The organism is Onishia taeanensis, assembly GCF_003268885.1.
Taxonomy (GTDB): domain Bacteria; phylum Pseudomonadota; class Gammaproteobacteria; order Pseudomonadales; family Halomonadaceae; genus Onishia; species Onishia taeanensis_A.
Genome location: NZ_QLSX01000005.1, coordinates 203,271 through 225,823, shown reverse-complemented (window position 1 = coordinate 225,823; position 22,553 = coordinate 203,271). Strand labels below are relative to the sequence as shown.

General features: G+C 63.0%; 21 protein-coding genes. 5 read left to right on the top strand and 16 right to left on the bottom strand.

Annotation, left to right across the window (positions count from 1 at the left end; translation table 11 throughout):
- Window positions 1–49 precede the first annotated feature (49 nt).
- The gene (gene ccoM / locus BCL93_RS17695; RefSeq protein WP_369700317.1) at window positions 50–196 is read left to right on the top strand and encodes a cytochrome c oxidase subunit CcoM; all 147 of its coding nucleotides are present in this window, start codon (window positions 50–52) and stop codon (window positions 194–196) included.
- Window positions 197–412: 216 nt separating this feature from the next.
- Here ccoM and BCL93_RS09035 read toward each other — a convergent pair whose 3' ends face one another.
- The 6 genes from BCL93_RS09035 to BCL93_RS09010 form a co-directional block, all read right to left on the bottom strand.
- Window positions 413–874 (bottom strand): group I truncated hemoglobin, encoded by a 462-nt coding sequence (locus BCL93_RS09035; RefSeq protein ID WP_112054945.1) that lies wholly within the window; start codon window positions 872–874, stop codon window positions 413–415.
- Window positions 875–1,041: 167 nt separating this feature from the next.
- Window positions 1,042–1,893, bottom strand: a complete 852-nt coding sequence (locus BCL93_RS09030; RefSeq protein WP_112054944.1) for a DUF3034 family protein — start codon at window positions 1,891–1,893, stop codon at window positions 1,042–1,044.
- Window positions 1,894–1,895: 2 nt separating this feature from the next.
- Entirely contained in the window at window positions 1,896–4,226 is a 2,331-nt protein-coding gene (locus tag BCL93_RS09025) for a putative bifunctional diguanylate cyclase/phosphodiesterase (protein ID WP_112054943.1), read from the bottom strand.
- A 7-nt stretch (window positions 4,227–4,233) separates the two neighbouring features.
- A complete protein-coding gene (locus tag BCL93_RS09020; protein WP_146742476.1) occupies window positions 4,234–4,905 on the bottom strand; it encodes a carboxypeptidase regulatory-like domain-containing protein in 672 nt (223 codons plus the stop codon).
- Window positions 4,906–5,049: 144 nt separating this feature from the next.
- The gene (locus BCL93_RS09015) at window positions 5,050–5,658 is read right to left on the bottom strand and encodes a transglycosylase SLT domain-containing protein (protein ID WP_112054941.1); all 609 of its coding nucleotides are present in this window, start codon (window positions 5,656–5,658) and stop codon (window positions 5,050–5,052) included.
- A complete protein-coding gene (locus BCL93_RS09010) occupies window positions 5,658–7,376 on the bottom strand; it encodes a proline--tRNA ligase (RefSeq protein ID WP_112054940.1) in 1,719 nt (572 codons plus the stop codon). Before BCL93_RS09010 ends, BCL93_RS09015 begins: the two co-directional genes overlap by 1 nt.
- 254 nt (window positions 7,377–7,630) lie before the next feature.
- Here BCL93_RS09010 and BCL93_RS09005 point away from each other — a divergent pair, with 254 nt between their 5' ends.
- The gene (locus tag BCL93_RS09005; RefSeq protein WP_258396214.1) at window positions 7,631–9,169 is read left to right on the top strand and encodes an acetyl-CoA hydrolase/transferase family protein; all 1,539 of its coding nucleotides are present in this window, start codon (window positions 7,631–7,633) and stop codon (window positions 9,167–9,169) included.
- A gap of 12 nt (window positions 9,170–9,181) precedes the next feature.
- Here BCL93_RS09005 and BCL93_RS09000 read toward each other — a convergent pair whose 3' ends face one another.
- The 3 genes from BCL93_RS09000 to BCL93_RS08990 form a co-directional block, all read right to left on the bottom strand.
- The gene (locus BCL93_RS09000) at window positions 9,182–10,036 is read right to left on the bottom strand and encodes an N-acetylmuramoyl-L-alanine amidase (RefSeq protein ID WP_112054939.1); all 855 of its coding nucleotides are present in this window, start codon (window positions 10,034–10,036) and stop codon (window positions 9,182–9,184) included.
- A gap of 333 nt (window positions 10,037–10,369) precedes the next feature.
- Window positions 10,370–11,149: a GGDEF domain-containing protein gene (locus BCL93_RS08995; RefSeq protein ID WP_181463068.1), complete on the bottom strand. Its 780-nt coding sequence runs from the start codon at window positions 11,147–11,149 to the stop codon at window positions 10,370–10,372.
- Between the two features lie 109 nt (window positions 11,150–11,258).
- Window positions 11,259–13,061 (bottom strand): ABC transporter transmembrane domain-containing protein, encoded by a 1,803-nt coding sequence (locus tag BCL93_RS08990; protein WP_112054937.1) that lies wholly within the window; start codon window positions 13,059–13,061, stop codon window positions 11,259–11,261.
- A 198-nt stretch (window positions 13,062–13,259) separates the two neighbouring features.
- Between BCL93_RS08990 and trxC the strand changes: the two genes are divergently transcribed.
- Complete coding sequence (trxC, locus tag BCL93_RS08985; protein ID WP_112054936.1) at window positions 13,260–13,718, top strand: thioredoxin TrxC; 459 nt, start codon at window positions 13,260–13,262, stop codon at window positions 13,716–13,718.
- A gap of 268 nt (window positions 13,719–13,986) precedes the next feature.
- Window positions 13,987–15,864: a DUF3413 domain-containing protein gene (locus tag BCL93_RS08980; RefSeq protein ID WP_112054935.1), complete on the top strand. Its 1,878-nt coding sequence runs from the start codon at window positions 13,987–13,989 to the stop codon at window positions 15,862–15,864.
- 167 nt (window positions 15,865–16,031) lie between these two features.
- Here the strand turns inward: BCL93_RS08980 and BCL93_RS17465 are convergent, their stop codons facing one another.
- From BCL93_RS17465 to BCL93_RS08950, 7 genes are all read right to left on the bottom strand, one after another.
- Entirely contained in the window at window positions 16,032–16,367 is a 336-nt protein-coding gene (locus BCL93_RS17465; RefSeq protein ID WP_258396234.1) for an SDR family oxidoreductase, read from the bottom strand.
- A complete protein-coding gene (locus BCL93_RS08975; protein WP_258396213.1) occupies window positions 16,307–16,828 on the bottom strand; it encodes an SDR family NAD(P)-dependent oxidoreductase in 522 nt (173 codons plus the stop codon). Before BCL93_RS08975 ends, BCL93_RS17465 begins: the two co-directional genes overlap by 61 nt.
- Window positions 16,829–16,998: 170 nt before the next feature.
- Window positions 16,999–17,583 (bottom strand): NAD(P)H-dependent oxidoreductase, encoded by a 585-nt coding sequence (locus BCL93_RS08970; RefSeq protein ID WP_112054934.1) that lies wholly within the window; start codon window positions 17,581–17,583, stop codon window positions 16,999–17,001.
- 189 nt (window positions 17,584–17,772) lie between these two features.
- Complete coding sequence (gene yejK / locus BCL93_RS08965; protein ID WP_112054933.1) at window positions 17,773–18,771, bottom strand: nucleoid-associated protein YejK; 999 nt, start codon at window positions 18,769–18,771, stop codon at window positions 17,773–17,775.
- Window positions 18,772–18,857: 86 nt separating this feature from the next.
- Window positions 18,858–19,622 (bottom strand): TSUP family transporter, encoded by a 765-nt coding sequence (locus BCL93_RS08960; RefSeq protein ID WP_112054932.1) that lies wholly within the window; start codon window positions 19,620–19,622, stop codon window positions 18,858–18,860.
- Between the two features lie 119 nt (window positions 19,623–19,741).
- On the bottom strand, window positions 19,742–19,975 hold the full coding sequence (locus BCL93_RS08955; protein ID WP_112054931.1) for a thioredoxin family protein: 234 nt from the start codon (window positions 19,973–19,975) through the stop codon (window positions 19,742–19,744).
- A 23-nt stretch (window positions 19,976–19,998) separates the two neighbouring features.
- Entirely contained in the window at window positions 19,999–21,339 is a 1,341-nt protein-coding gene (locus BCL93_RS08950; protein WP_112054930.1) for a permease, read from the bottom strand.
- 292 nt (window positions 21,340–21,631) lie between these two features.
- Between BCL93_RS08950 and BCL93_RS08945 the strand changes: the two genes are divergently transcribed.
- Window positions 21,632–22,522 carry a DMT family transporter gene (locus BCL93_RS08945; RefSeq protein ID WP_258396211.1) on the top strand — a complete coding sequence of 297 codons (891 nt, stop codon included), beginning with the start codon at window positions 21,632–21,634 and terminating at the stop codon, window positions 22,520–22,522.
- The last annotated feature ends 31 nt before the right edge of the window (window positions 22,523–22,553 follow it).

Below are 22,553 nucleotides of genomic sequence, written 5' to 3'. Positions count from 1 at the left end.
ATTGATCCAGATCACCCCCCTTCCTGTCGCCGCCCGTTAGAGTGACGCCATCACGTCGCGGCAGGAGCAGTGCCTGTACTGGGATGAAAGCGTGGTTTTCGGACTGGGCACCCTGGGCTTGGTGATCGCCTTCATGATCGGCTTGTTAGGCTTCGTGAGGCGTGATCATCGGCGCAAGGGGAAACATCGGCACTGAACGGCGAAGACGCCCGCAGGGGAGTCCAAGTCGCGCGACATGAGTCGTCAGGGGAAGGGGGCTTTGCCTCCTGTGGCCGGCCTTCGGGTCGGCTTTTTTATGGCTAGACGTTTTGTGGCGGTTCACTTTTCTCCCTCGCGCAGTGTGGGCACTTCCCTGGCCTGAGCGTTGACGTGAGGGCTGAAGAGAGCTGACGTGAAGGATGACGTGAGGGGCTTAGGGCTGGCGTAGCATCACCGCATCGTGAAGGCGAGCCAGGCGCCCCAGTAAGCGGTTGCGCGGGCCGGCGGGCACGTCCTGGTCGACTAGTGCGGCACGCAGGTGATCGACTACGGCATTGAAGTGCGCGTTGGTGATGCCCATCTGCTGGTGGGCACGAGCCATCGAGGGACCCGCGTAGTCACAGGGGCCGTCGCTGATATCGCATAGCTGGGTGGCGAAGGCCTCGGCGAAGTGATCGATGTTGGTATTGGCGAAAAAGTCGACGATGCGCTCGTCCCCGGCAATGCGATAGAGAAAGTCATTGACCACGGCGTCGATCACAGGCTTTCCGCCAAGAGCGGCATACAGGCTGTCGTCACTGGCGTTTGCCACAGCGCGTGAGCCGGCGTCGTCGGTGCTCGCCTGATACTCCTCTGCACTGGGGGCGGGAGGGGAATGAGCGCAGCCGCCCAGCATCACAAGGCCGACGATCAGCAGGGCCGGCCTCCATGCTGCTTGGAAAGCACTGACCCGAAAAGCACTGACCCGAAAAGCACTGACTCGAAAAGCACTGCCGCCAGAGGCATCGTCTCGATAAGCGCGGCTCCGAGAAGCGCCGCCCGTTGGAGTGTGAAAACAGCCGATCATAGCGCCACCTGCAGCGAGAGATAGCCGCCTTGCTGATCGGCCAGGCCGGCGATATCGCCAAGATCGAGCCAGGCTCCGGTCAGCGAGACGTGCTTGTTGAAGAAATGTGCCACATAGACGTCGCGCCAGTCGTTTTCGGCGGCGACCCCCAGGTTGTCGGGTTTCTGGCGATACTCGACGCCGACGACCCAGTCCGGCGCCAGCATCAGCCCCAGCGAGCCCTCCACGACCAGTGACCGACTTGCCTTCTGATCGCCGCCGAATCCCAGCAGCCCGCCCTGGTTGGCGCGGGTCGAGCGCAGGGTCAGGTTGGTCAAGAGGTTCCGCCCGCCAACCGCCGCGAACCAGAGCTTGCTCGTCGCGAGATAGATGTCGGTGCCTGCCGTATCCTTGGCGCCAAGCGCCTTGGCCAGTTCGCCATCGACAATGCGCTTGTGCTGCACCCCCAGACTCCAGGTGCCCCAGGTGTCATACAGAGGGTCGCCGTAGAGGCGCAGCTTGGCGCCGAGGATGTCCTGCTCGAGGCGACCGCCCAGGGTGTTCAGATCGAAACGTTGTCGGGCCAGCGATAGCTCAAGGCGGTCCTGGATGTTGCCGGCGATACCGGCTACCCCCAGGGTGTAATCATCGACTCGCGCCTGGCTGACGCTGGCCGTGGCGGCGAACTCGCCTTCGCTCGCGGTGCCGGCCAGCACCCCCCAGGGCGATATCCCGCCCCCTGCCGCGCCCTCGACCTGGGTGACGCCGCCGGTGGCCAGCAGGCGGCTGCCCGCCTGGGTGGCAGGGGAACTCAGCAGGGCAAGAATGGCCAGCATGATGGGGGCAAAAGAGAACCCGGATCGCCTCATCCTCAGGCTCCTTGTGTCGGGGGTTGCTGGGCTTGATAACGCTCGACCCATAAAGTGACCTCGTCTGCGGGTAGTGGCCGGGCAATCAGATAGCCCTGCAGGTAGTGGCAGCCGAAGCCTTTCAAGATGGTGCGGCTTGCCTCGGTCTCGACGCCCTCTGCCACGACCTTGAGGCCGAGGTTCTGGCCGAGCTCGATGGTCGAGCGCACGATTACTTCATCGTCGGGGGAGTCATCCAGGCGCAGGATGAACGACTTGTCGATCTTGAGCTCCTGCACCGGCAGCCGCTTCAGTTGGGCGAGGGACGAATAACCGGTGCCGAAGTCGTCGATCGCCAGCGTCATGCCGGCGCCGCGCAGCTCCTCCAGATGACGCGTGGCGAGTGCAGGGTCCTTGATGATGGCGCTCTCGGTCACTTCCAGCCCCAACTGGTCGGGCACTAGGCCGTTCCTCTCAAGTACCTCTTTCAGTCGCGCTGTCAGGGTCTCGTCCATGATGTCTTCGGCCGACAGATTGATGGCCACGCGCAGACCGTGGCCCTGTGTCTGCCACTCATGAAGTTGGGCGCAGACGGTTTCGATCATCCAGCTACTGAGCATGCGGATATTGCCGGAGCGCTCGGCAAGGGTGATGAACTCGTCGGGTGGAATGAAACCGAGCGTCGGGTGCTCCCAGCGCATTAGGGCCTCGAACTGGACGATATCGCCGTTCGTCGCCAGTATCTTGGGCTGGTAGACCATGGTCAGCTGGTGCTGTTCTACCGCGTCATGCAGGTCGCGGATCAGGGTCAACTGACGCAGGTGCCGTTCGTCCTGGCCGGCAATGTAGCGCTGGTGGGCATGGTGATGATGGCGGGCGATGTCCAGGGCCACGTCGGCGCGCCGCATCAGCAGGTGCGGAGTGTCGCCATCCTCGGGGAATCGCACCTCGCCGAACGACAGTCGCGGACGGATGGGTGACCCCTCCAGATCGATTGGCTCGGCGAGCTCATCCTGGAGCGTCTCGAACCACCCGGGTGGGCAGGACGGGGCATCCAGGCGCAGCAGGAACTCATCCCCGCCCATGCGGTAGGCCTGCACGGTTGGTGCCGGCAACCGATCGAGTCGGCGTGACAGCGTGATCAGTACGCGGTCGCCAAGGGCGTAGCCGAAGGTGTCATTGATGCGGCGGAAGTCGCCGATCGCCATACGCAGAAGGGTGAAACCACTGCCTTTCTCGATATCGCCCTGAACGTCGTGCTGCGCCGACGTGCGGTTGGGAAGATCTGTCAGAATATCATGCCGAGACTGGTGCAGGAGGCTTGCCTCCCGCTGTGCGATGTCTTCCTGCATGGTCATGAGTGTGTCCGCAAGCACACGCATTTCGCCGTGCTGACCAGACTTGAGGTCGGCTATACGCTCGCCCTGGCCGATACGCCTGGCGGCATCGGCGAGTCGCCGCAGCGGGCGGCTGATGCCTCTGGCGCTGAACGCCGCGACCAAGGCGGTCAGCGTCAGGGTGGCGGCGAACAGCACCAGCAGCTGCCACTGAATATTACGATAGGGTGCCAGCAGGCTCGTGCGTGAGGCCTGGATCAGGGCGAAGGCTTCATCCTCACCGGCGCGGCGCAGCAAGCGGGCGCGGGTCAGATAGTCGGCGTTTGCATCCAGTTCCGCGACGGAACCCATGCCATCGAGTGCGCTAAGCAGTTGAGTCAGCTCTTCGGGCGGCAGGTCAGCGCGAGACGTCGCCGTATAGCTTGCCTGGTCCTGACCGAGGTGGTGGCCAATGAAGCTGACCGGCAGCTGGGTGAGGGCATCGATTTCTTTGGCGAGTTCGGCATCTAGCCGAAAGCCCATACCTGCCCAGCCGATCAGGTTGGGCGCACGCACGGGCAGCAGGACGAACTGGTAGGGAATCCCGTCCTGCAGCACTACCTCGACGCTGCCCTGGCCTTCCTGAGCCGCGCGCCACAGCCCCTTGAAAGGCAGCTGGCTGCCGGTCTCGTGATGGCTGCTTGCCAGCAAGCGCCCGCTGGGGTCGGTGAGCAGCACCATATCTGCCTCGGCGCGGCTGCCATGATTGATCAGCACCGATTCGAGCGTGGAGGTGTCCTTGGTGGCCACGGCACTCTTGAAACCGAAGTCGTCGGTGAGGATGTCGACCGTATCACGCAGCCGCTGGCCGCGCGTATCGAGCACCTCGCGCAGCACGCTCAGGCCGACGTCCAGGTCGCGCTGGCCGGATGCCATGATATCGGCGCGGATGGCGCTCAGGGTGGCGGCCGCGGTGACGACCTGAGCCAGTATCACCACCGAGAGCATGGTAATCAGCAGGCGGGAGCGGAATGTCATGCGGGCCTCACTGGCTCAAGGCCCGATTGAAGCGCTGTTGCAGCGAAGACTGCTCAGCCGCTGGTTTCGCTGCGACCGAAAGCGATAGGGAGACGCTGCGCAGGTCGCTGGCGCTGACCGGTCTTGGTGCTTCCCACCACTGCTGATGGGTTTCTTCAAGGCGAGGGTGCCATACCCGCAGTCGGTGCTCGCCAGGTGGCAGGTCCTCCAGATTGACTTGCCCATTCTCGTCGGTGATGGCGAATTTCTCGGCATCGCTGACCACGATGAAGGCCTGCATATGGTCGTGGATGTTGCAGCCGAGTACCGCCACCCCGGCAGTATCGAAGGGTACGGGAGGCGGTGTCTCCTGTCGGTAGAGGTTCAGGTCGAAGACACCGGTGGGGGAAAAGGAATAGACATGGTGGCGAGTGGTGTCGCGATTGGGAAAGCTGACGCGGCTGCCTACGCTTACGGCACTGACATGGGGATGAAAGGCGGCATTGCGTTGATAGACGTCCACCGATGAAGGGGCCGCCTTGGAAGCGCCCTCAATATCTACCTCGACCACCGCTTCTGGAAGCGGTTTGCCGGTTGCGGCATCGGTGACGGTGATGCGGGCGGCCTGGGCGGCCAGGCTGCTCAAGAGGCCTGTGGCCAACAGCAAGGAGCTCAGCAATACGTGAGGGGCTCTGGTCACATGGGTTCCTTTTCTCACAGGCGTTTCACAGGGATTTCGAGGCAGCCAGAGCATCGTGTCACCTGCATCATCGGTGCTGTAAGCAGCACAAACTGTTTTTCTGATAAAGCGTGAGTGCACCAATACCGGTGATAACCGGGCAGATCAAGGGGGCTGCCACCAGTGCTGGCGCCAGGCCCTCATCACCCGCTCAGGGTACCAAGTCTCGCCCCGGCTGCCGTTGTAGCGGGCCAGAGCGCGAGTCAGATCACCGTCCTCCACGTCCAGGTAGTGGGCGAGGATGGTACAGCCATAGCGAAGGTTGAGCAGAGGGTCGAAGAGGTCATCCTCGGGGCGCCCCAGAGCTTCGACCCAGAACGGCATCACTTGCATCAGACCCTGAGCGCCAGCACTGGAGACGGCATTGGACCGAAAAGCGCTCTCGACCTGAATCAATGCCATCACAATGCCGGGGGCCAGCCCCGCCAGCCGCGCTTCCTGTTGGATGTTGTCCAGCAGGCGTGAGCGGCGTGCGGGGTCTTCGATGTAACGGGAAAGTCGTGTCGCCATGGTCGAGCGCCACTGGAGGTCCGCCCAGAGGTCGATGGCGGGCCTTGGCGTGTCGAGTACGCTTTCCAGCGTCTGGTGAAGGGGCGCGGAATAGCCCGGGCCAGTATCAGCCCGGGCCAGGGAGTCGGCCATCAGCAAAGCCGAGCCCAGGATGGCCAGGCTCAGCAGCGCTGTGCGTGGCAGGCGGGGCCCGGCGACAGGCATCAGCCGATGCGAGAGCGCAGGAAGTCGACGATGGTGTCGGCAGGCACCATGGTGGCCTCTTCATCGCGACGTCCCTTGTACTCGAGTTCACCCTTGTCGAGGCTGCGGTCGCCGATCACCAGGCGATGGGGGATGCCGATCAGCTCCTGGTCGGCGAACTTGACCCCGGGGCGGATATCCCGGTCGTCGAGCAGCACATCGATGCCCTGAGCCTTCAGCTCGTGGTACAGGCGTTCGGCGGTCTCGCGTACTCGTTCCGACTTGTGGGCGTTCATGGGCACCATGGCTACTTCGAAGGGCGCCAGCGCATCCGGCCAGATGATGCCGGCGTCGTCATGGTTCTGCTCGATGGCAGAGGCCACCACCCGGGTCACGCCGATGCCGTAGCAGCCCATCCACGGGTGCACCGCCTTGCCGTCGTCGCCAAGCACGGTGGCATTCATGGCCTGGGAGTACTTGGTGCCCAGCTGGAAGACGTGGCCGACCTCGATGCCGCGCTTGATCGCCAGTTCGCCCTGACCGTCCGGCGAGGGGTCGCCCTCGACCACGTTGCGGATGTCGGCGACCTTGGGCAATGCCAGGTCACGCTCCCAGTTGATGCCGAAGTAGTGCTTGTCATCGATGTTGGCGCCGGCGCCAAAGTCGCTCATCAGTGCCACGCTGCGGTCGACGATCACCGGCATGTCCAGATTGACCGGGCCCAGCGAGCCGGGGCCCGCGCCCACGGCGGCACGGATTTCGGCCTCTGTCGCCATGGTCAGCGGCGCCTTGACCTCGGGCAGGTTCTCGGCCTTGATCTCGTTGAGCTCATGATCGCCACGCACCAGCAGAGCGATCAGGCCACCGGCGTCGGCATGAACCATCAGCGTCTTGATGGTCTTCTCGATGGCGAGGCCATGCTTGTCGACCAGCGCGGCGATGGTCTTGGTCTCGGGGGTATCGACCAGGCGCAGTTCTTCGCTCGCGGCAGCAGCAGTGACCTGACTGCCCAGCGGTGCCGGCAGGGCTTCTGCCTTCTCGATGTTGGCGGCATAGTCGGAGGCGGTGGAGAAGACGATATCGTCCTCACCCGAGTCGGCCAGCACGTGGAACTCGTGGGAGCCGGTGCCGCCGATGGAGCCGTTGTCGGCGATCACCGGCCGGAAATCCAGCCCCAGGCGGGTGAAGATGCGCACGTAGGCGTCATACATCGCCTGATAGGTTTCTTTCAGGGAGTCTTCATCGATATGGAAGGAGTAGGCGTCCTTCATGATGAACTCACGCGAGCGCATCACCCCGAAGCGCGGGCGGATCTCGTCACGGAATTTGGTCTGGATCTGGTAGAAATTCGACGGCAACTGCTTGTAGCTCGAGATCTCCTTGCGCACCAGGTCGGTGATCACTTCCTCGTGGGTCGGCCCCACGCAATAGTCGCGGTCATGGCGATCCTTGAGGCGCAGCAGTTCCGGGCCATACTGCTCCCAGCGGCCGGATTCCTGCCACAGTTCGGCGGGCTGCACGGCCGGCATCAGCACTTCCTGGGCTCCAGCGCGATCCATTTCCTCGCGGACCACCCGCTCGACCTTGCGCAGAGTGCGCAGGCCCATCGGCAGCCAGGTGTAGAGCCCCGAGGTCAGACGGCGAATCATGCCCGCGCGCAGCATCAGCTGATGGCTGATCACTTCGGCGTCGGCGGGCGTTTCCTTGAGGGTGGAGAGCAACAATTGGCTGGCGCGCATGGGTCCGGCGTTTCCTTCGTATCTTGAACGGGCACCGGCCGGCCTGATGGCCGGCGGGCAGAGTTACACGTATTGTACGGTGAAGCCCGGGTGGCGGCAAAAGCCTGTTGGGTGGGTGCCGCGTGGTCCGTGTTAAAAATGTCGATGTATTAGACAATTGCCGATAAAATCCGGATATCGATAGTGGAGTTATGATTTACGTGCAATCATTGAGCTTCTGAATTATCAACCCTGAGCGACGGAGGACCCCGGGCGTGCATGACGAGACCACCATTCAGGAACGTTGCCGCTGGCCCCATTGGCGTGATCGGCTGTGCAGCGCCGACGAGGCCGCCGCGCTGATCACCGACGGCATGACGGTGGGCATGAGCGGCTTTACCCGCGCCGGTGAGGCCAAGGCAGTGCCGCTGGCGCTAGCCGAGCGTGCGGCCCGCACGCCTCTCTCCATCACGCTGATGACGGGCGCCTCGTTGGGCAACGACCTGGATCAGCGGCTGACCGAGGCCAAGGTGCTGTCGCGACGCATGCCCTTCCAGGTGGATACCACCCTGCGTCGCGCCATCAATGCCGGCGAGGTCATGTTCATCGACCAGCATCTCTCCGAGACCGTTGAGCTGCTGCGCAACCGTCAGCTCGCCGATCTCGACGTGGCGGTGGTTGAGGCCTGTGCCATTACCGAGGAGGGCGGTATCGTGCCCACTAATTCGGTGGGCAATTCGGCCAGCTATGCGATCCTGGCCGACAAGGTGATCATCGAGCTCAACCTCGATTCTCCCGCCGAGCTGGAGGGGCTCCACGATATCTATATCCCGCAGATGCGCCCTACTCGCCCGCCGATCCCCGTGGTGGCGCCGGACTCGCGCATCGGCACCCCCTACATCCCCATCGATCCCGCGAAGATCGCCGCCATCGTCGTCACCCATGGCCACGACAGCCCCTCCACGGTATTGCCACCGGATGTGGATACCCGGAGTATCGCCGATCAGCTGATCGGCTTTTTCACCGCCGAGGTGGAGGCCGGGCGCCTGGCAGCCTCGCTGCTGCCGCTCCAGGCAGGGATCGGCAGCATGGCCAATGCGGTGATGAGCGGGCTGGCCGAGGGCCCCTTCGAGCACTTGACCATGTACTCTGAGGTGCTGCAGGACTCCACCTTCGATCTGCTGGACGCCGGCAAGCTGGAGTTTGCCTCGGGCTGTTCGATCACCCTTTCCGAGGCGTGCGGCAAGCGGGTATGGCCGCGTCTGGACGACTACCGTGACCGCCTGATCCTGAGGCCCCAGGAGCTCTCCAACCATCCTGGCATCGTGCGTCGACTGGGCATCATTGCCATCAACACCGCGCTGGAGTTCGACATCTACGGCAACGTCAACTCCACCCATGTCTGTGGCACTCGGATGATGAACGGCATCGGGGGCTCAGGTGACTTCGCCCGTAACGCCCAGCTGTCGATCTTCGTCACCAAGTCACTGGCCAAGGGGGGAGACGTCTCGAGCGTGGTGCCCTTCGTCAGCCATGTGGATCATACCGAGCACGACGTGGACATCCTGGTCACCGAGCATGGTCTGGCCGACCTGCGCGGCCTGGCTCCCCGGGAGCGGGCAGAGCGGGTGATCGAGCACTGTGCCGATCCGCTTTACCGTCCAGCGTTGCGGCGCTACTTCGAGCAGGCCAGGGAGCGTGGCGGCCATACGCCCCACTGCCTGGAGCAGGCACTCATCTGGCACGTGGCCGTGGAGCGAGACGGGCATATGCGCAGCTTCCGGGCCGATGAGGAGATGAAGGTCACCGCCTGACGGCCGCTTGCCTCAGCGGTGGGGCATTGCTTCGGGCCGGTAGCCTTCCAGCAGCGCCCAGAGGATCGCCGCGGTCTCGGCATCGGGGAGCCCGCGGTAGTCCTCCGGGCGAAAACGCATCTGGAAGGCGCGCAGCGCACCTCGGGTCGCTTCATCCAGGACCTCGCTTTGTTCCAGCGCGAAACCCCAAGCTGTAAGCCCCAGCTGCAGGTCGCCAAGCGAGGGTGGGGCTTGGGTGAAGTATCGATGATAGCGGGCGACCCTTGCCGGATCCGGCCAGGGGCCAATGCCCGCCGCGTGAAGCCGCTTCCAGGGAAAGGCCGGGCCGGGATCGATCTTGCGGGTCGGGGCGATCTCGGCATGACTCAGCACTGCGGTGGGGGCGATGTCGTGGCGGGCGATGATGTCCCGGGCGAGCGCGATCTGCGCGGTGACCTGGGCGTCGGGGAAGGGCGCCCAGGTCACGTCCGCACCGTCCTTGAGGTCTGCAAAGGGCCGATCCGGCCCCGCATTGACGATCTCGATGCCAATGGAGGTATCGTTGAGATTCTCACGCCCCGCCCAGCCGCTGGCACCGGCATGCCAGGCCCGCCGTGACTCGTCGACCAGCTGGTAGACAGGGGGCGGCTTGCCGCTACGCGGCGGGGGGATCAGATAATGGCTGCTGACCCGCGGACCGGTAAGAGCGCTGAGCGAGTCGGCCTCATCGGCATCGGTGTAGTGGATCACCAGGTAGCGCACCCGGCTCGAGTGAGACGTTGCGGTATGGCGATGATCGACGCTATAGCCGTCGCGAGTTTCTACTGCCGGGGCTGCGCAGGCACCAAGTCCCAGTCCCAGCAGTAAAATGACGAAGAGTCTGCCCATGAACTATTGGCCTTGATCATTGACGGTCAGGGGAGTGAATAACGTCACCTGTTGGGCTTGAGTAAGACAGGGCGCATCAGATGCGATCCCCTTACCTGTCAATCTTGAGTCACCATGATAGCCCTAAGAGGCCACGACGGTGGGGCCTTTATCATGCCAGGCGATCAGTGTGGCAGGTCGGTTTGCTCGCCTGGGGAACGACCCTGGACATGGGTCGATAGCGGCAAGGAACCTGCTTCGATTCCTTGAGGTCAGGCTCGATACGCTGACGGGCCTGACGACGTAAGCCGCTTCGCGCGACATGCAGGACGTGGCTGGTCATGCATGCAGTGATCAGGCCATCGCGCTGGTTTCCTCCCGATCGGTCCGGGTGACCGTTCGGCTTATCACCCGGTTGCGGCCGGTCTCCTTGCATTCGTAGAGGCCGGCATCGGCGGTGGCAATGATATCGTCGAGGCTGGCCGGTTCGCCGGAACGGGTGACGGCAACGCCGATGCTGACGGTGACCACGTCGGTGACACTGGAGGCTTCGTGCTCGATACCTACTGCTTGCAGCATGCCACGCATGGCCTCGGCCAGGCGCACGGCTTCCTCTTCATCGGCATCGAGCAGCACCACCAGGAACTCCTCGCCGCCCAGACGTACCACGATATCGGTCTCGCGCCGGAAGGTATCGCGCAGCACGTTGGCGATCTCGACCAGGCACTCATCGCCTGCCTGATGACCATAGAGATCGTTATATTCCTTGAAATGATCGACGTCGATCACCAGCGCTGACACCGCATGTAACCAGCGACGGCTAAGAGGCAGGGCGATATCGAGACGCTGTTCCAGCAGCCGGCGGTTGCCAAGTCCCGTGAGCGGGTCCTTGATCGCCTGTTCCTGCAGCTCGCAGTTGGCCGCGCATAGGTGGTCGACTCGCTGTGCCAACCGGTCAGCCAGCGATCCATGCATGGTCTGACCAGGTGGCAAGCGTTCTGGGTTAGAGGCCCCGCCAAGGGCGTCGATGCGTGCGATCATCTGCTTCAAGGGACGTCGGTAGCGGTGCTCGATCGACCACCAGGCGAGCACTATGGCGCAGGCAGGCATGATCAGGAGTAGCAAGGTAGACATGAATATCGGCTCGTCCATGACCGTGAGTGACGACGAGGTCAGCTAATTTAGTGTGTTTTCTAATATGCAAACCATCGGCCGAGATGCCCATACCTTTAATCACGCCTTCTTACTTCTTGTCACGCTTTGACATATTTGCAGTAAATTGCAGGCTCGCGAGCTGCCGATAGAGTGCGCTGGACTCCAAAAGGCTGGCGTGGCTGCCCGATGCGATCAGTCTTCCCTGGTCGAACACCAGCAGGCGGTCGGCGGCGATAACCGTTGCCAAACGATGGGCGATCACCAGGCTGGTGCGTCCTCGCATCAGGCGGTCCAGTGCCTCCTGGACGACGCGTTCGCTTTCCGCGTCCAGCGCGCTGGTGGCCTCGTCCAGCAGCAGCACTCGCGGGTCTCGCAGCAGGGCTCGGGCGATGGCCAGCCGCTGTCTCTGGCCGCCCGAAAGCTGCACTCCACCGGGCCCCAAGGGGGTCTCGAAGCCATCCGGCAGGGCCTCGATGAAGCTCAGAGCATTGGCGTCTCGGGCTGCCTCACGGACGTCCTGAAGGCTTGCCTCGGGCTTGCCGTAGCGGATGTTGTCGGCCGCGGAGCCCGAGAATAGCACTGGCTCCTGGGAAACCAGCCCCAACTGGGCCCTCAAGGTGTGCGGGTCGAACTCGCGAAGATCGATGCCATCCAGGGTAAGGCGTCCGGCCTGGGGGTCATAGAAGCGCAACAGCAAGTGAAGGAGTGTGCTCTTGCCGGCGCCAGAAGGCCCGACCAGCGCTACCCGTTCACCGGGGCGGATATGCAGGTTGATGCCATCAAGCGCTGGAGTGCCTGGACGGTTAGGATAGGCAAAGCGCACTGCCTCGATGCCGATCGCTCCCTCGACCCGGTCGGGCAGCGTTCGCGGCACGGCAGGGGCTGTGATCGTCGGGCGGGCGTCGAGCAGTTCCAGCAGGCGCTCGGCAGCGCCGGCGGCACGCTGTACATCACCGGCCACCTCGGCCAGCGCCGCTACACCACCGGCGGCCAGCACCGCATAGAAAACAAACGCCGACAGCTCGCCAGCACTCATGTCGCCAGCCAGCACCGCATGGCCCCCTTGCCAGAGCATCAGGCCGACGGCCGTGAAGACCACCAGCATGGCGATACCGGTCAACCAGGCTCGCTGACGGGTCCGGTTGATGGCCGTGGTGAAGGCGGTCTCGACCCGGGCTCCGTAGTCGCGTCGGTCGATATCCTCATGGCCGAAAGCCTGGAGCGTGCGGATGCCGGTCAGTGCCTCGCCGGCGTAGCGGCCAAGCTCGGCGACCTGGTCCTGGCTCGAGCGCGACAGGCGTCGGACCCGGCGCCCGTACCACAGGATGGGTAACAGCGTCGCAGGAATGCCCAGTAGGACAACCGCCGAGAGCCAGGGCTGGGTGGCCACCATCATGATCACCGCGCCGATCAGCATGAGCAGATTGCGCAACGCCACGGACAGTGACGAGCCAAACAGGCTCTGCAGCACGCTGGTGTCGGCGGTCAACCGCGACTGGATCTCTCCGGCACCGCCATGACCGGCTCCGCCGGCGGTGGCCGATTCCTGCTCGAAGAAGGCCGGCTCGAGGGTCAGCAGATGATCGAACACCTGGCGACGAAGGTCGCCGGCCAGCCGCTCGCCGATCCAGGTGACCAGGTAGTAGCGAAGCGCCGAGGCCCCGGCAAGCAGAGCAACGATAACCAGTAAGCCAAGCAAGGCCTGATTGAGGCGCGCGGCATCTTCAGCGATGAAGCCTTGGTCGATGACCATCTTGAGTCCCTGACCAACCAGCAGCACGCTACCCGAAGCCACCAGCAACGCGACTGCCGCCAGTATCAGGCGGATGCGGTAGGGGCTTAGCAACGAAAGCAGGCGAAGCAGGATGCGTGGATGCGGTCGTGATGTCATGGGGATATGTCAGGGCCTCGGTGGAACTGCAAAAAAGCGGTTAAAGAGCGATGAAAAAAACAGTGAGAAGAAGCCTCAAGAGCGGCGGCAACTTGATAGGGCGCTCTGCCTTGAAGGCAGCGGGGCGCTTGGCCATATTACGAGCGACTGACCGCTTTCTGACAATTTACGACTGAATCAATTCTTGGAGACATCATCATGACTGACTCATCAAACGACGCGACCGCCGACAGTCTGACACTGGCCTGCCCGCATTGTGCCGCCTTGAACCGGGTGGCACAGGCTCGGCTGGCTCAGGGCCGCTGTGGCAAGTGTAAGCAGGCGCTATTCACCGGCGCCCCCGTCGAACTTAACGGCGCCAACTTCAATGCCCTGGTCAATCGCAGCGATCTGCCGGTGGTCGTGGATTTTTGGGCGGCCTGGTGTGGGCCCTGCAAAGCGATGGCACCGATCTTCGCCCAACTGGCCGGTGAGCTTGAACCACGTATCCGCTTCGCCAAGCTGGATACCGATGCCGAGCAGGCACTGGCCGGGCGCTTCAACATCCGCAGTATCCCCACCCTGGCGGTGTTTCGTCACGGTCAGGAAGTCGCCCGACAGGCCGGTGTCATGCAGGGGCCGCAACTGAAACAGTGGCTGGCCCCGCACCTGCTTTAACGCATGCCTCAACGAATCTCGGCGCTGGACGTTGGCGCTGATAACGGAACGCAGCGTAGGGAACGCGATTGCTCGATAAGCACGCCATCCTGATTTCCTAAAAATGGCAAGCTGTATATAATACGAAGGTGGTAATGGCGTCATGGGTTGGCTTGGCAGTGCAATCCAGTTAATATTAGCATGCTAATCGTTTTTCTCGCAGTGATTCTCAAGCAAATCGTGCTGTCACTGTCTGGCGTGCCTCGACTGTCATTTCCGGTTTCCCATCATGCGTTCTACTCTCTTTCTTCGCTGGCGCTGGATAGGCGCCTGGACCCTGGCCAATATGCTGTTGGCCTGGTCGATCGCCAGTCGCTATGTCGACTACATCGAACCCAGCGGGCTTGCTCAGTGGGGCTACCTGGGGCTTGTTTTTGTAGGCCATATCTCGCTGCTGGTATGGCTGGGTGCACTGCCGCTTTTCGTGCTCGCACCGCTGGTGCGTGGGCGGGTGATGTGGCTATTCGGAACGCTCTGGGCCAGTTCGCTGCAGTTGCTGCTGCTGCTCGATACGCTGGTCTACGATCAATACCGTTTCCACCTGAGCGGCTTCATCCTCGATCTGTTGGTCAACGCTGGCGGAGACGTCTTCAGCTTCTCATGGGTGGCCATCTCGATCACCTTGGCGGGGATTCTGGGCATGCTGGTGCTGCAGGGCGTTCTTGGGCGCGTGCTCAAGAAGCGCAGCACCGGTGGCGCCAGCCGATTCGCGTTTGTGCTGACCTTCCTGGCACTGGTGGGCGTACATGGCTGGCATGCCTGGGCGGATGCCTTCTATGACCAGAAAATCACGGCCATGACCCGCCATTTTCCGCTGTTCTATCCGGCAACCGCCAAGCGGTTCTTTATCGAGCAGGGCTGGGTCGATGCGCAGGCAGTTCGCGATAACGTTGAGCTGGGCGCGTCGTCCAAGGCCAGCCATGGCCTCAATTATCCTCTTGCCCCGCTAGCGTGTCGTGCCAGCGAATCACCGGAGAACGTCATGTTGGTGGTGATCGACACCCTGCGTCACGACATGCTCAACCCGACAGTGATGCCGAATCTGTACCGCTATGCCCATAGCCCCGGCTGGATCAGTGCCTCAGAGCATTTCAGCGGTGGCAATTCCACCAAAGCCGGCGTGTTCAGCCTCTTCTATGGGCTGCCGGTGAACTACTGGGATGCCTTCACGGCGAGCCAACAGCCGCCGGTGCTGCTGGACACCCTCGAGTCCCAGGATTACCGCTTCAAGGTGCTGTCGTCGGCCACCCTGGTCAGTCCTGCCTTTGATCGCAACGTATTCTCGGGGCTCGATGATGTCTCCCTGTCGCCCGCTGAGGGCGAACCCTGGGAGCGCGATCAACAGATCACCGAGGACTGGCTGGCGTGGAACGCACGCAATGACAAGGTCGATGGCCAGAGCGGTGCTCAACGTGACGAGCCAGGTAATGATCAACGGCCATTCTTCGGCTTCCTGTTCTTCGATGCCGTCCACGGCTATAGCAGCCCGCCAGATTTTCCGCGTTTCACGCCTTACTGGGAGACCGTTAACCATTTGGCGCTGGGCCCTGATTTCGATGCCGAGCCTTATTTCAATCGCTATCGCACTGCGGCTCACTATGTGGACCAGCAGCTCGGCAGAGTGCTGGATGATCTGAAGGTACGCGGTCTTCTCGAAAACACGGCGGTGGTTATCACCGCCGATCACGGCGAGTCCTTCAACGAGCATGGCAAGAACTACTGGGGACACGGCAGCAACTACTCCCGTGAGCAGGTCGAGGTGCCCTTGGTCATGCATCTGCCAGGGCATTCGGGGGGCGAGATCGACTACCGTACTCAGCATGCCGATATTGCGCCGACGTTGCTCGAAGAGGTGCTGGGCTGTGAGGCTGCCCCACAGCGCTATACGCTGGGACATAACCTGATCAAGGGGGCTTCTTCGAAGGACTGGATGCTCTCTGGCAGCTACATGGGCTACGGCATTCTGCTGCCGGATCGCCAGGTGGACGTCGAGCCGACTGGCCGCTTCCAGGTGTACGACTATCAGATGCAGCCGCTCAATGCGGCCCGTCCTGACGCGTCGACGTCTCAGGAAGTCCTCAAGGCGCTGTCACGCTTTTATCGCTGAGTGCTTGTATCGCAGACTGCTTATCATTGAAAAGAGCAGGGCGCTGTGATGTAGCGCCCTTTATGGATGAAACCCGTAGCGGATGATGCAGGGCGTCGGATGCGTTAGTGCGGAGTCATTCGCCAACTGACGAGAGCGGGAGTCAGGGGCGGCAGTCGAGGCCATGCCTACTCGGCATAGATCATCTTTCGCGTCATGCCGCCGTCGACCACGAAGTTCTGGCCGGTGATGAAACCCGCCTCATCGGAGAGCAGAAAGGCCGCCATGGAAGCGATGTCGCGTGGCTCGCCGACCCGCCCGGCCGGGTGCTGTGCGTGGTCTTCGACACTCAGTTTGGCTGTCTGGCGACGCGACGGCTTTTGCCATTCGCCGACCTCTATCCATCCTGGGCTGATGGCATTGACGCGCACCGCTGGGCCAAGGCTCATCGCCAAGGCATGCGTCAGCGCCACGATGCCGCCCTTGCTAGCGGCATAAGCCTCGGTGTCGGGTTCGGATTGCAGGGCCCGGGTCGAGGCGATGTTGATGATAGCGCCCCCTGGCTTTTACGCAAGGTCTGCGCCGCATGCTTGGTGGTCAGAAACGTGCTGGTCAGGCTGGTGTCGAGTACCTTGTGCCAGCTCTCAAGCGTCAAGGATTCGATAGGCCCCAGGAAGGGATCGGCGAGGGCGGCATTGTTGATCACTCCATCGATCCGCCCGTGGCGGGTCAGGGTCTCTGCAAGGCTGGTCTTGACCTGATCTTCATCGGTCACATCGACCTGCTGGAAGCTCAGGGCCTCGGGATCGCCGGGGGCCGCTTGCCCCTTCACGCATTCGCCAAGCTCAGCCAGGCAGGCCTCACCTGCCTCCCGGTCGAGATCGGCGATCACCACCCGGTAACCTCGCGACAGCAGCCAAAGCGCCATGCCTCGGCCGATGCCCTGGGCGCCACCTGTGATATATACCACCTTGCCGTCGCTCATCGTCCGCTCTCATCAAGTGCACATGGCAATACCCTGCGGTTTGCCTGCCGGCAACGCAAGCGTATGGCCAAGCTCGGGGAGCGGGACCGCATGCCCGGGGTTGTCTTATACGGCTCTGCTGGCAGGTGATCACGGATCCGGCCGGTGTCGGCTCATCAATGATGCTCGTGCTACTCGGCGCGTTTGCCCAACCGCCGCAGCTTGCGGAACCAGGCCAGGCGGGTCTTGTCGCTCATTGTCTCGACGCTGCCGATCAGGGTTTCACGAATCGGCATGAATCCAACGAAGCCGAGGATGTTGCGCTCCAGTGCCTTGACGCTGTGGGCACGGAAAAAGTGACGATAGACCAATGCCGGCATGCCCATGGTCACCAGGATTCTCGCCGAGCGGCCCGTCAGTCCTTTTTTGCCAAGCGGGTTGTTGTCCTGATACTCGAAGGCAAACCCAGGGCGCGCCACCTGCTCCAGAAACCCCTTGACCAGCGCCGGCATGCCGCCAAGCCACAGCGGGAAGATCAGCACCAGGTGCTGGGCCCACTTGATCTCCTGCTGGACGGGCTCAAGCGCGGCGGGCAGGACGCCATGCTCCCAATCCTGCTGGCTTTTAAGCAGTGGGAAATCAAGCTCGGTGACGGTGATCTGGTGCACGTCGTGCCCCGCCGATTCGGCCCCTTCCCGGTACTGGTCGGCCAGCGCATGGCAAAGGTGCGGCCGGGTAGTGTCTGGGTGGCCCTGGACGATCAAAATACGGCTCATAGCTTGCCCTCCTGGCTGGCTATCCCTGTGCTGACTACCCTGGTGCCGGGTTTTTTCTCGTTTGTTTTTCTATAACCCGAGCCTGCGCGAATGCACAGGCTATGCATGAAGCGTAGTCAACCTCGCGCGGGGGAGGGCTGCTGCTGGGCAATATGTACCCGTTGTGGGTGCTGAGACGTTGCCTGGCGTCTAGCTCCTCTGGAGCTGGTCGCGCAGTCCCGTTGGCACCTTTTTGATGATTAGTCGGTCCTGATCCGCGTCATATTCCACGCTGGAGCCCAGGAGATGCGAGTCGAAGCTGATCGACACGCCGCCGGCACGCCCCGTGAAGCGGCGGAACTGATTGAGGGCGCGCTTGTCCGGCGGGATCTCCGGTGACAGGCCGTAGTCCTGCTGACGAATGTAGTCATAGAAGGCCTTGGGCTGCTGTTCGTCGACCAACTCGGAGAGCTCGTCGAGGGTGATGGGCTCGCCGCGGCTGGCCTGGTCGCTGGCATAGTCGATCACCGCATCGGTCTTCTCGCGGCTCTGCTCCTCTGGCAGATCCTCCTGCTCGACATAGTCACTGAAGGCCTTGAGCAGGGTGCGGGTTTCGCTCGAGGCGTCTACGCCCTCCTGGGCGCCCAGCAGCGTCGCGAAGTCGTCGGCGAGCTTCTTGCCGCCACGATCGCGCAGGAACGACAGGTACTGGCGTGACGGCGAGGCATCGTCCTGCCACTGGGTCAGGTTGATACGTGCGGCAAGCGAGGGCTGGGTCAGGTTGAGCTGGCTGGTCGCTATCACGTTCTGCTCGGCATCCAGACCGAAGCCCTGGCGCATATGCAGCAGCGCCAGCGAGAGATAGTCGGTGTCGCCTTGGCGTTCATGGGCGATGAGCAGATGCCCGCCCAGCGGCAGGTGGTCGTCGACCAGCGCGGTGATTTTTTCAGCGAGCTCGCGGCTGAACGTGACGAAGTCCTGATCATCCGCCAGGTAAGCCGAGAGGCGTGGGGTGAAGTCACCGGCCTCATCGCCTTCGGCGAAGCGCCCCCACGCCTTGGCCTTGCCGTGATAGGCCTTGTTGAGGCCGGCCACCAGCTCGCTCATGGTGGCCGAGTCGTTTATGGCCGCGGCGGCGGGTGTTAGGGTCGCCGGCGCGTCGCTGCCGGCCTTGTCGATGGTGTGAACGATGCTGTTAAGAATCGGCATTAAGGACCCTTGGCTCGTGCATGGGGCGCCGATGATACCGCATGATCGCGCTTGGCTCGCCCGTCAGTGATGGCCGGGAGCGACACTCAGGCCATTAGCCCCTTGCCGATCAGGTTGAGGCTGGCCAATAGCAGGATGGCATAGGCGGCGCGGCGCAGGTTGTGATCACTAATCGGTGGTGGCCGCCGTCTCGCCAGTTCAGTCGTGCCAGCCACCACGACAGCGCCGACGGCACCCAGGATCATCAGCTCGGAGAGATGGTCGCCGGCGCGCCCGGGGGAAAGCAGCGAGAGCCCCATGCGTGCCAGCCCCATGATCAGGAAGGCGCCCAGCAGGGTGCAGCGGATGGCGATCAGCGTCATCGGCTGACGGTAGAGCATCACCACCAGCGGCGGACCGTTGGTGGAAAAAAGGCCGCCCATCAGCCCGGAGAAGAGTCCGGCCACATGAAACTGCCAGTTAGGTGAGGGTGTCTGGCGGGGCGCCGGGGAGCGCATCAGGATGATGCAGGCGATCAGGATCACCACCCCCAGCAGCAGGCCGAGAAAAGGCGCACGGGACTCCCCCAGCCATATCGACAGATAGTAGCCCACCGGCAGCATCGCCAGGCTAAACAGCAGCAGGCGGCGCATCAGAGCCATGTCGACCTGTTGCCAGCGGCCTCGAAGGGCCATGGAGTTGTTGAACAGGCTCAGCAGGGTGCACAACAGCGCCGCGCTTTCGATGGGCAGCACGTCCATCGCTGCCAGGAGTCCCATCACGATCAGCCCGAAGGCAAAGCCAGTGAGGGTCTGGACATAGCTTGCCAGGGCCAGGCTTAAGAAAATGGCGGCATATTGCCAGAGATGCATGACGTGATTTCCGGACGAGGACAAGTCGCTCCATTGTCCATGTCCGGGCTCGCACTGGGTAGGGACAAGGCGGATGCCGATGCTGGCCAGCCTGCCTTGCAGTGTTGATCATTGGTTGATCAGGCCTTCAGCAGGCGCTGTATTTCCTCGGCGCTGGCCACCTTGCCCTCTAGTACCACCTCGCCGTCCACGCCTAGGGCCGGGGTGCGCATCACGCCCTTATCGATGATGGCGTTCATGTCGGTGATCTTCTCGACCTCCACGCTGAAGCCCAGTGCCTCCGCAGCGGCCCTGGCGTTATCGGTCAGCTGTTCGCACTTCCTGCAGCCCTTGCCGTAGATGCTCAGTTTCATGGACATGCCCCTTGAGTAAGTCGCTACGGCCATAGCTGACCGTAGAGGTAACCGGTGATCGTTGCCATCACCACCACTAGGCTGCAGTAGACCAGCGTCTTCTGGGTGCCAAGGATGGTGCGGATCACCAGCATGTTCGGCAGTGACAGGGCGGGACCGCCCAGCAGCAGCGCCAGCGCGGGTCCCTTGCCCATGCCATTGCCCAGCAGGCCTTGAACGATGGGGACCTCGGTGAGGGTCGAGAAGTACATGAAGCCACCCAGCAGAGAGGCCAGGAAGGTGGAGCCCAGGCTATTGTCACCCACGGCCATCATCACCCACTCCGAGGGGATCAGCCCTTCCTCGCCGGGGCGGCCCAGCAGGAGCCCTGCCACGAAGACCCCGGCCAGCAGCAGTGGCAGGATTTGCTTGGTGAAGTCCCAGCTTTGTCCGGCCCACTCCCGGTCGCCCTCGCGCAGCATGGCGATCAGCATCAGGCCGATGATCCCCACCGCAAAGGCCAGTTCGGGGGCGCCGGGTGCGACCAGCGCCGCCAGTGCCACGGCGCCGCCCAGCGCCAGTAACCAGCGAGCCGGCCAGCTCCAGCGTGCCCACAGCAGCCAACCGAATAGCAGCGCGAGCGCCGCGGTGATCGGCCATTTCCAGGCGTAGATAGCCATCCATGCCGGGCTGTCGGCGGCCGCCCAGTTGGCGAACACCAGGATGCCCACCATCAGCCCAAAAAAGGCCGCCACCTGGCCCAATGGGCGACCGCTATCGTCATCGCCGAAGCCGCGGGCATTGGCCTTGCTCCGGGACCGCTCCTCGCGGCGGTAGATGAGATGCATGATTACCCCGATCACCACGGCGAAGACGATGGCACCGATGGCCCGGGCCAAGCCAAGTTCCAGGCCCAATACCTTGGCGGTAACCACGATGGCCATAACGTTGATGGCAGGCCCCGAGTAGAGAAATGCCACCGCCGGCCCCAGCCCTGCGCCACGACGATAAATGCCGCCGAACAGCGGCAGCACGGTGCAGGAGCAGACGGCGAGCAGGGTGCCGGAGACGGATGCCATGCCGAACGCCACCGGCATGGGCGCATCGGGTCCCAGGTAGCGCATCACCGCGCTTTGGCTCAGGTAGGCGGCCATGGCGCCGGCGATCACAAAGGCCGGCAACAGGCAGAGAATCACATGCTCCTGAGCGTACCAGTGCGTCAGCCGGATGCCCTCCAGCACCGCGTTGTCGAACCTCGCGGACCCGGCAGGGAGGAAGTAGATCAGCAGGAAGATGCCCACCACGGCACCCAGCCAGCGGACTTGGGTGGGATTGTCGCGTACCAGGTTGCGCAGACGGGAGACCGGCGATGAGGCGTCTAGCATGACGTGGCGCTCAGTGGGGAAGGCTATTTCAAGGCTAGCAGGCGCCTGATGGGACGGCCTTGATGTGTCTCAGGGTTTCGTCGCAGCGGGTGATGTTGGCGCTGACCATGTGGTCATCGCCTCGGTAGTCGGCGTTCGGGCGACCGACATCGCCCTGGCGTTATGTTTCTGGGGCCAGTGCCTGCCTGCATCGCTCTTCGCCCTTGGCTCGGGTATGTTAGGGCTTTGTGCTGCACTGTTTCTGTGCAGCCGGATGAGCAACTCACCGAGAGATCACGTCTAAGGGGGAGGCATGTCGTCATCGCTGCTGTCGTCATCGCAGAAAGGCATTCTGTGGATGTGTGCCGGGGTGTTCTGCCTCTCGGTAGGCGATGCGATTTCCAAGTGGCTGGGTGACGTGCATTCGCCGATCCAGATCATCTTCTTTCGGACGCTGGTGTCGCTGCCGCTGATCGCCCTTATCGCGCACTTTAACGGCGGTCTGCGTAAGCTATCGACCAAGCGTCCCGGCGTGCATCTGGTGCGTGGCCTGCTGGCGACCGGCACCATGCTTTGCTTCGTGTTCGGCCTGACGGTGCTGCCGCTGGCGGAAACCACGGCGATCGCTTTCGCCGCGCCGATGTTCGTGACGCTGCTCTCGGTGCCTCTGCTGGGCGAGCGGGTCGAGCGACTGCCGCTGATTGCCGCCGTGGTCGGTTTCTGTGGCGTGCTGGTGGTGGTGCGCCCAGGCGCAGAGGGGTTCCAGCTCGGCGCCCTGGTCGTGGTCGGCGCCGCGCTCTTCTATGCACTGGTGATGATCACTGCGCGGCGCTACGGGGTACGCGAATACCTGTGGGCGATGGTCTTCTATGTGACGCTGGTGCCGTTGGTGGTCACCGGCGCCATGCTGCCCTGGGTATGGCAGGCGCCGTGGCCGCTGCACTGGCTGGGGTTTCTGGGGGCCGGTGTCTTCGGCATCGGCGCCATGGCCTGCATTACGCTGGCTTTTCGCCATGCGCCAGCGGCATTGGCCGCTCCCTTCGACTACACCGGCATGGTCTGGGCGGTACTCCTGGGCTGGTGGTTCTGGGGTGAAATGCCCGATCTGTGGGTGTATATCGGCACCTTTATCATCATTGCCAGCGGCCTGGCGATCGCCTATCACGAGCGCCGTACCAGCCTTAAGCGCCGGCCGGCGTCTTGAGTCTGCTCGCGCCTGGCCGTCACATCCCGGT

Excerpts from the sequence above, each read along its gene's own strand:
- BCL93_RS09035 (WP_112054945.1), bottom strand. The coding sequence starts at position 874 with ATGCTGGGCGGCTGCGCTCATTCCCCTCCCGCCCCCAGTGCAGAGGAG.
- BCL93_RS09030 (WP_112054944.1), bottom strand. The coding sequence starts at position 1,893 with ATGAGGCGATCCGGGTTCTCTTTTGCCCCCATCATGCTGGCCATTCTT.
- BCL93_RS09025 (WP_112054943.1), bottom strand. The coding sequence starts at position 4,226 with ATGACATTCCGCTCCCGCCTGCTGATTACCATGCTCTCGGTGGTGATA.
- BCL93_RS09015 (WP_112054941.1), bottom strand. The coding sequence starts at position 5,658 with ATGCCTGTCGCCGGGCCCCGCCTGCCACGCACAGCGCTGCTGAGCCTG.
- BCL93_RS09010 (WP_112054940.1), bottom strand. The coding sequence starts at position 7,376 with ATGCGCGCCAGCCAATTGTTGCTCTCCACCCTCAAGGAAACGCCCGCC.
- BCL93_RS09000 (WP_112054939.1), bottom strand. The coding sequence starts at position 10,036 with ATGGGCAGACTCTTCGTCATTTTACTGCTGGGACTGGGACTTGGTGCC.
- BCL93_RS08995 (WP_181463068.1), bottom strand. The coding sequence starts at position 11,149 with ATGTCTACCTTGCTACTCCTGATCATGCCTGCCTGCGCCATAGTGCTC.
- BCL93_RS08990 (WP_112054937.1), bottom strand. The coding sequence starts at position 13,061 with ATGACATCACGACCGCATCCACGCATCCTGCTTCGCCTGCTTTCGTTG.
- trxC (WP_112054936.1), top strand. The coding sequence starts at position 13,260 with ATGACTGACTCATCAAACGACGCGACCGCCGACAGTCTGACACTGGCC.
- BCL93_RS08980 (WP_112054935.1), top strand. The coding sequence starts at position 13,987 with ATGCGTTCTACTCTCTTTCTTCGCTGGCGCTGGATAGGCGCCTGGACC.
- BCL93_RS08975 (WP_258396213.1), bottom strand. The coding sequence starts at position 16,828 with ATGAGCGACGGCAAGGTGGTATATATCACAGGTGGCGCCCAGGGCATC.
- BCL93_RS08970 (WP_112054934.1), bottom strand. The coding sequence starts at position 17,583 with ATGAGCCGTATTTTGATCGTCCAGGGCCACCCAGACACTACCCGGCCG.
- yejK (WP_112054933.1), bottom strand. The coding sequence starts at position 18,771 with ATGCCGATTCTTAACAGCATCGTTCACACCATCGACAAGGCCGGCAGC.
- BCL93_RS08960 (WP_112054932.1), bottom strand. The coding sequence starts at position 19,622 with ATGCATCTCTGGCAATATGCCGCCATTTTCTTAAGCCTGGCCCTGGCA.
- BCL93_RS08955 (WP_112054931.1), bottom strand. The coding sequence starts at position 19,975 with ATGAAACTGAGCATCTACGGCAAGGGCTGCAGGAAGTGCGAACAGCTG.
- BCL93_RS08950 (WP_112054930.1), bottom strand. The coding sequence starts at position 21,339 with ATGCTAGACGCCTCATCGCCGGTCTCCCGTCTGCGCAACCTGGTACGC.
- BCL93_RS08945 (WP_258396211.1), top strand. The coding sequence starts at position 21,632 with ATGTCGTCATCGCTGCTGTCGTCATCGCAGAAAGGCATTCTGTGGATG.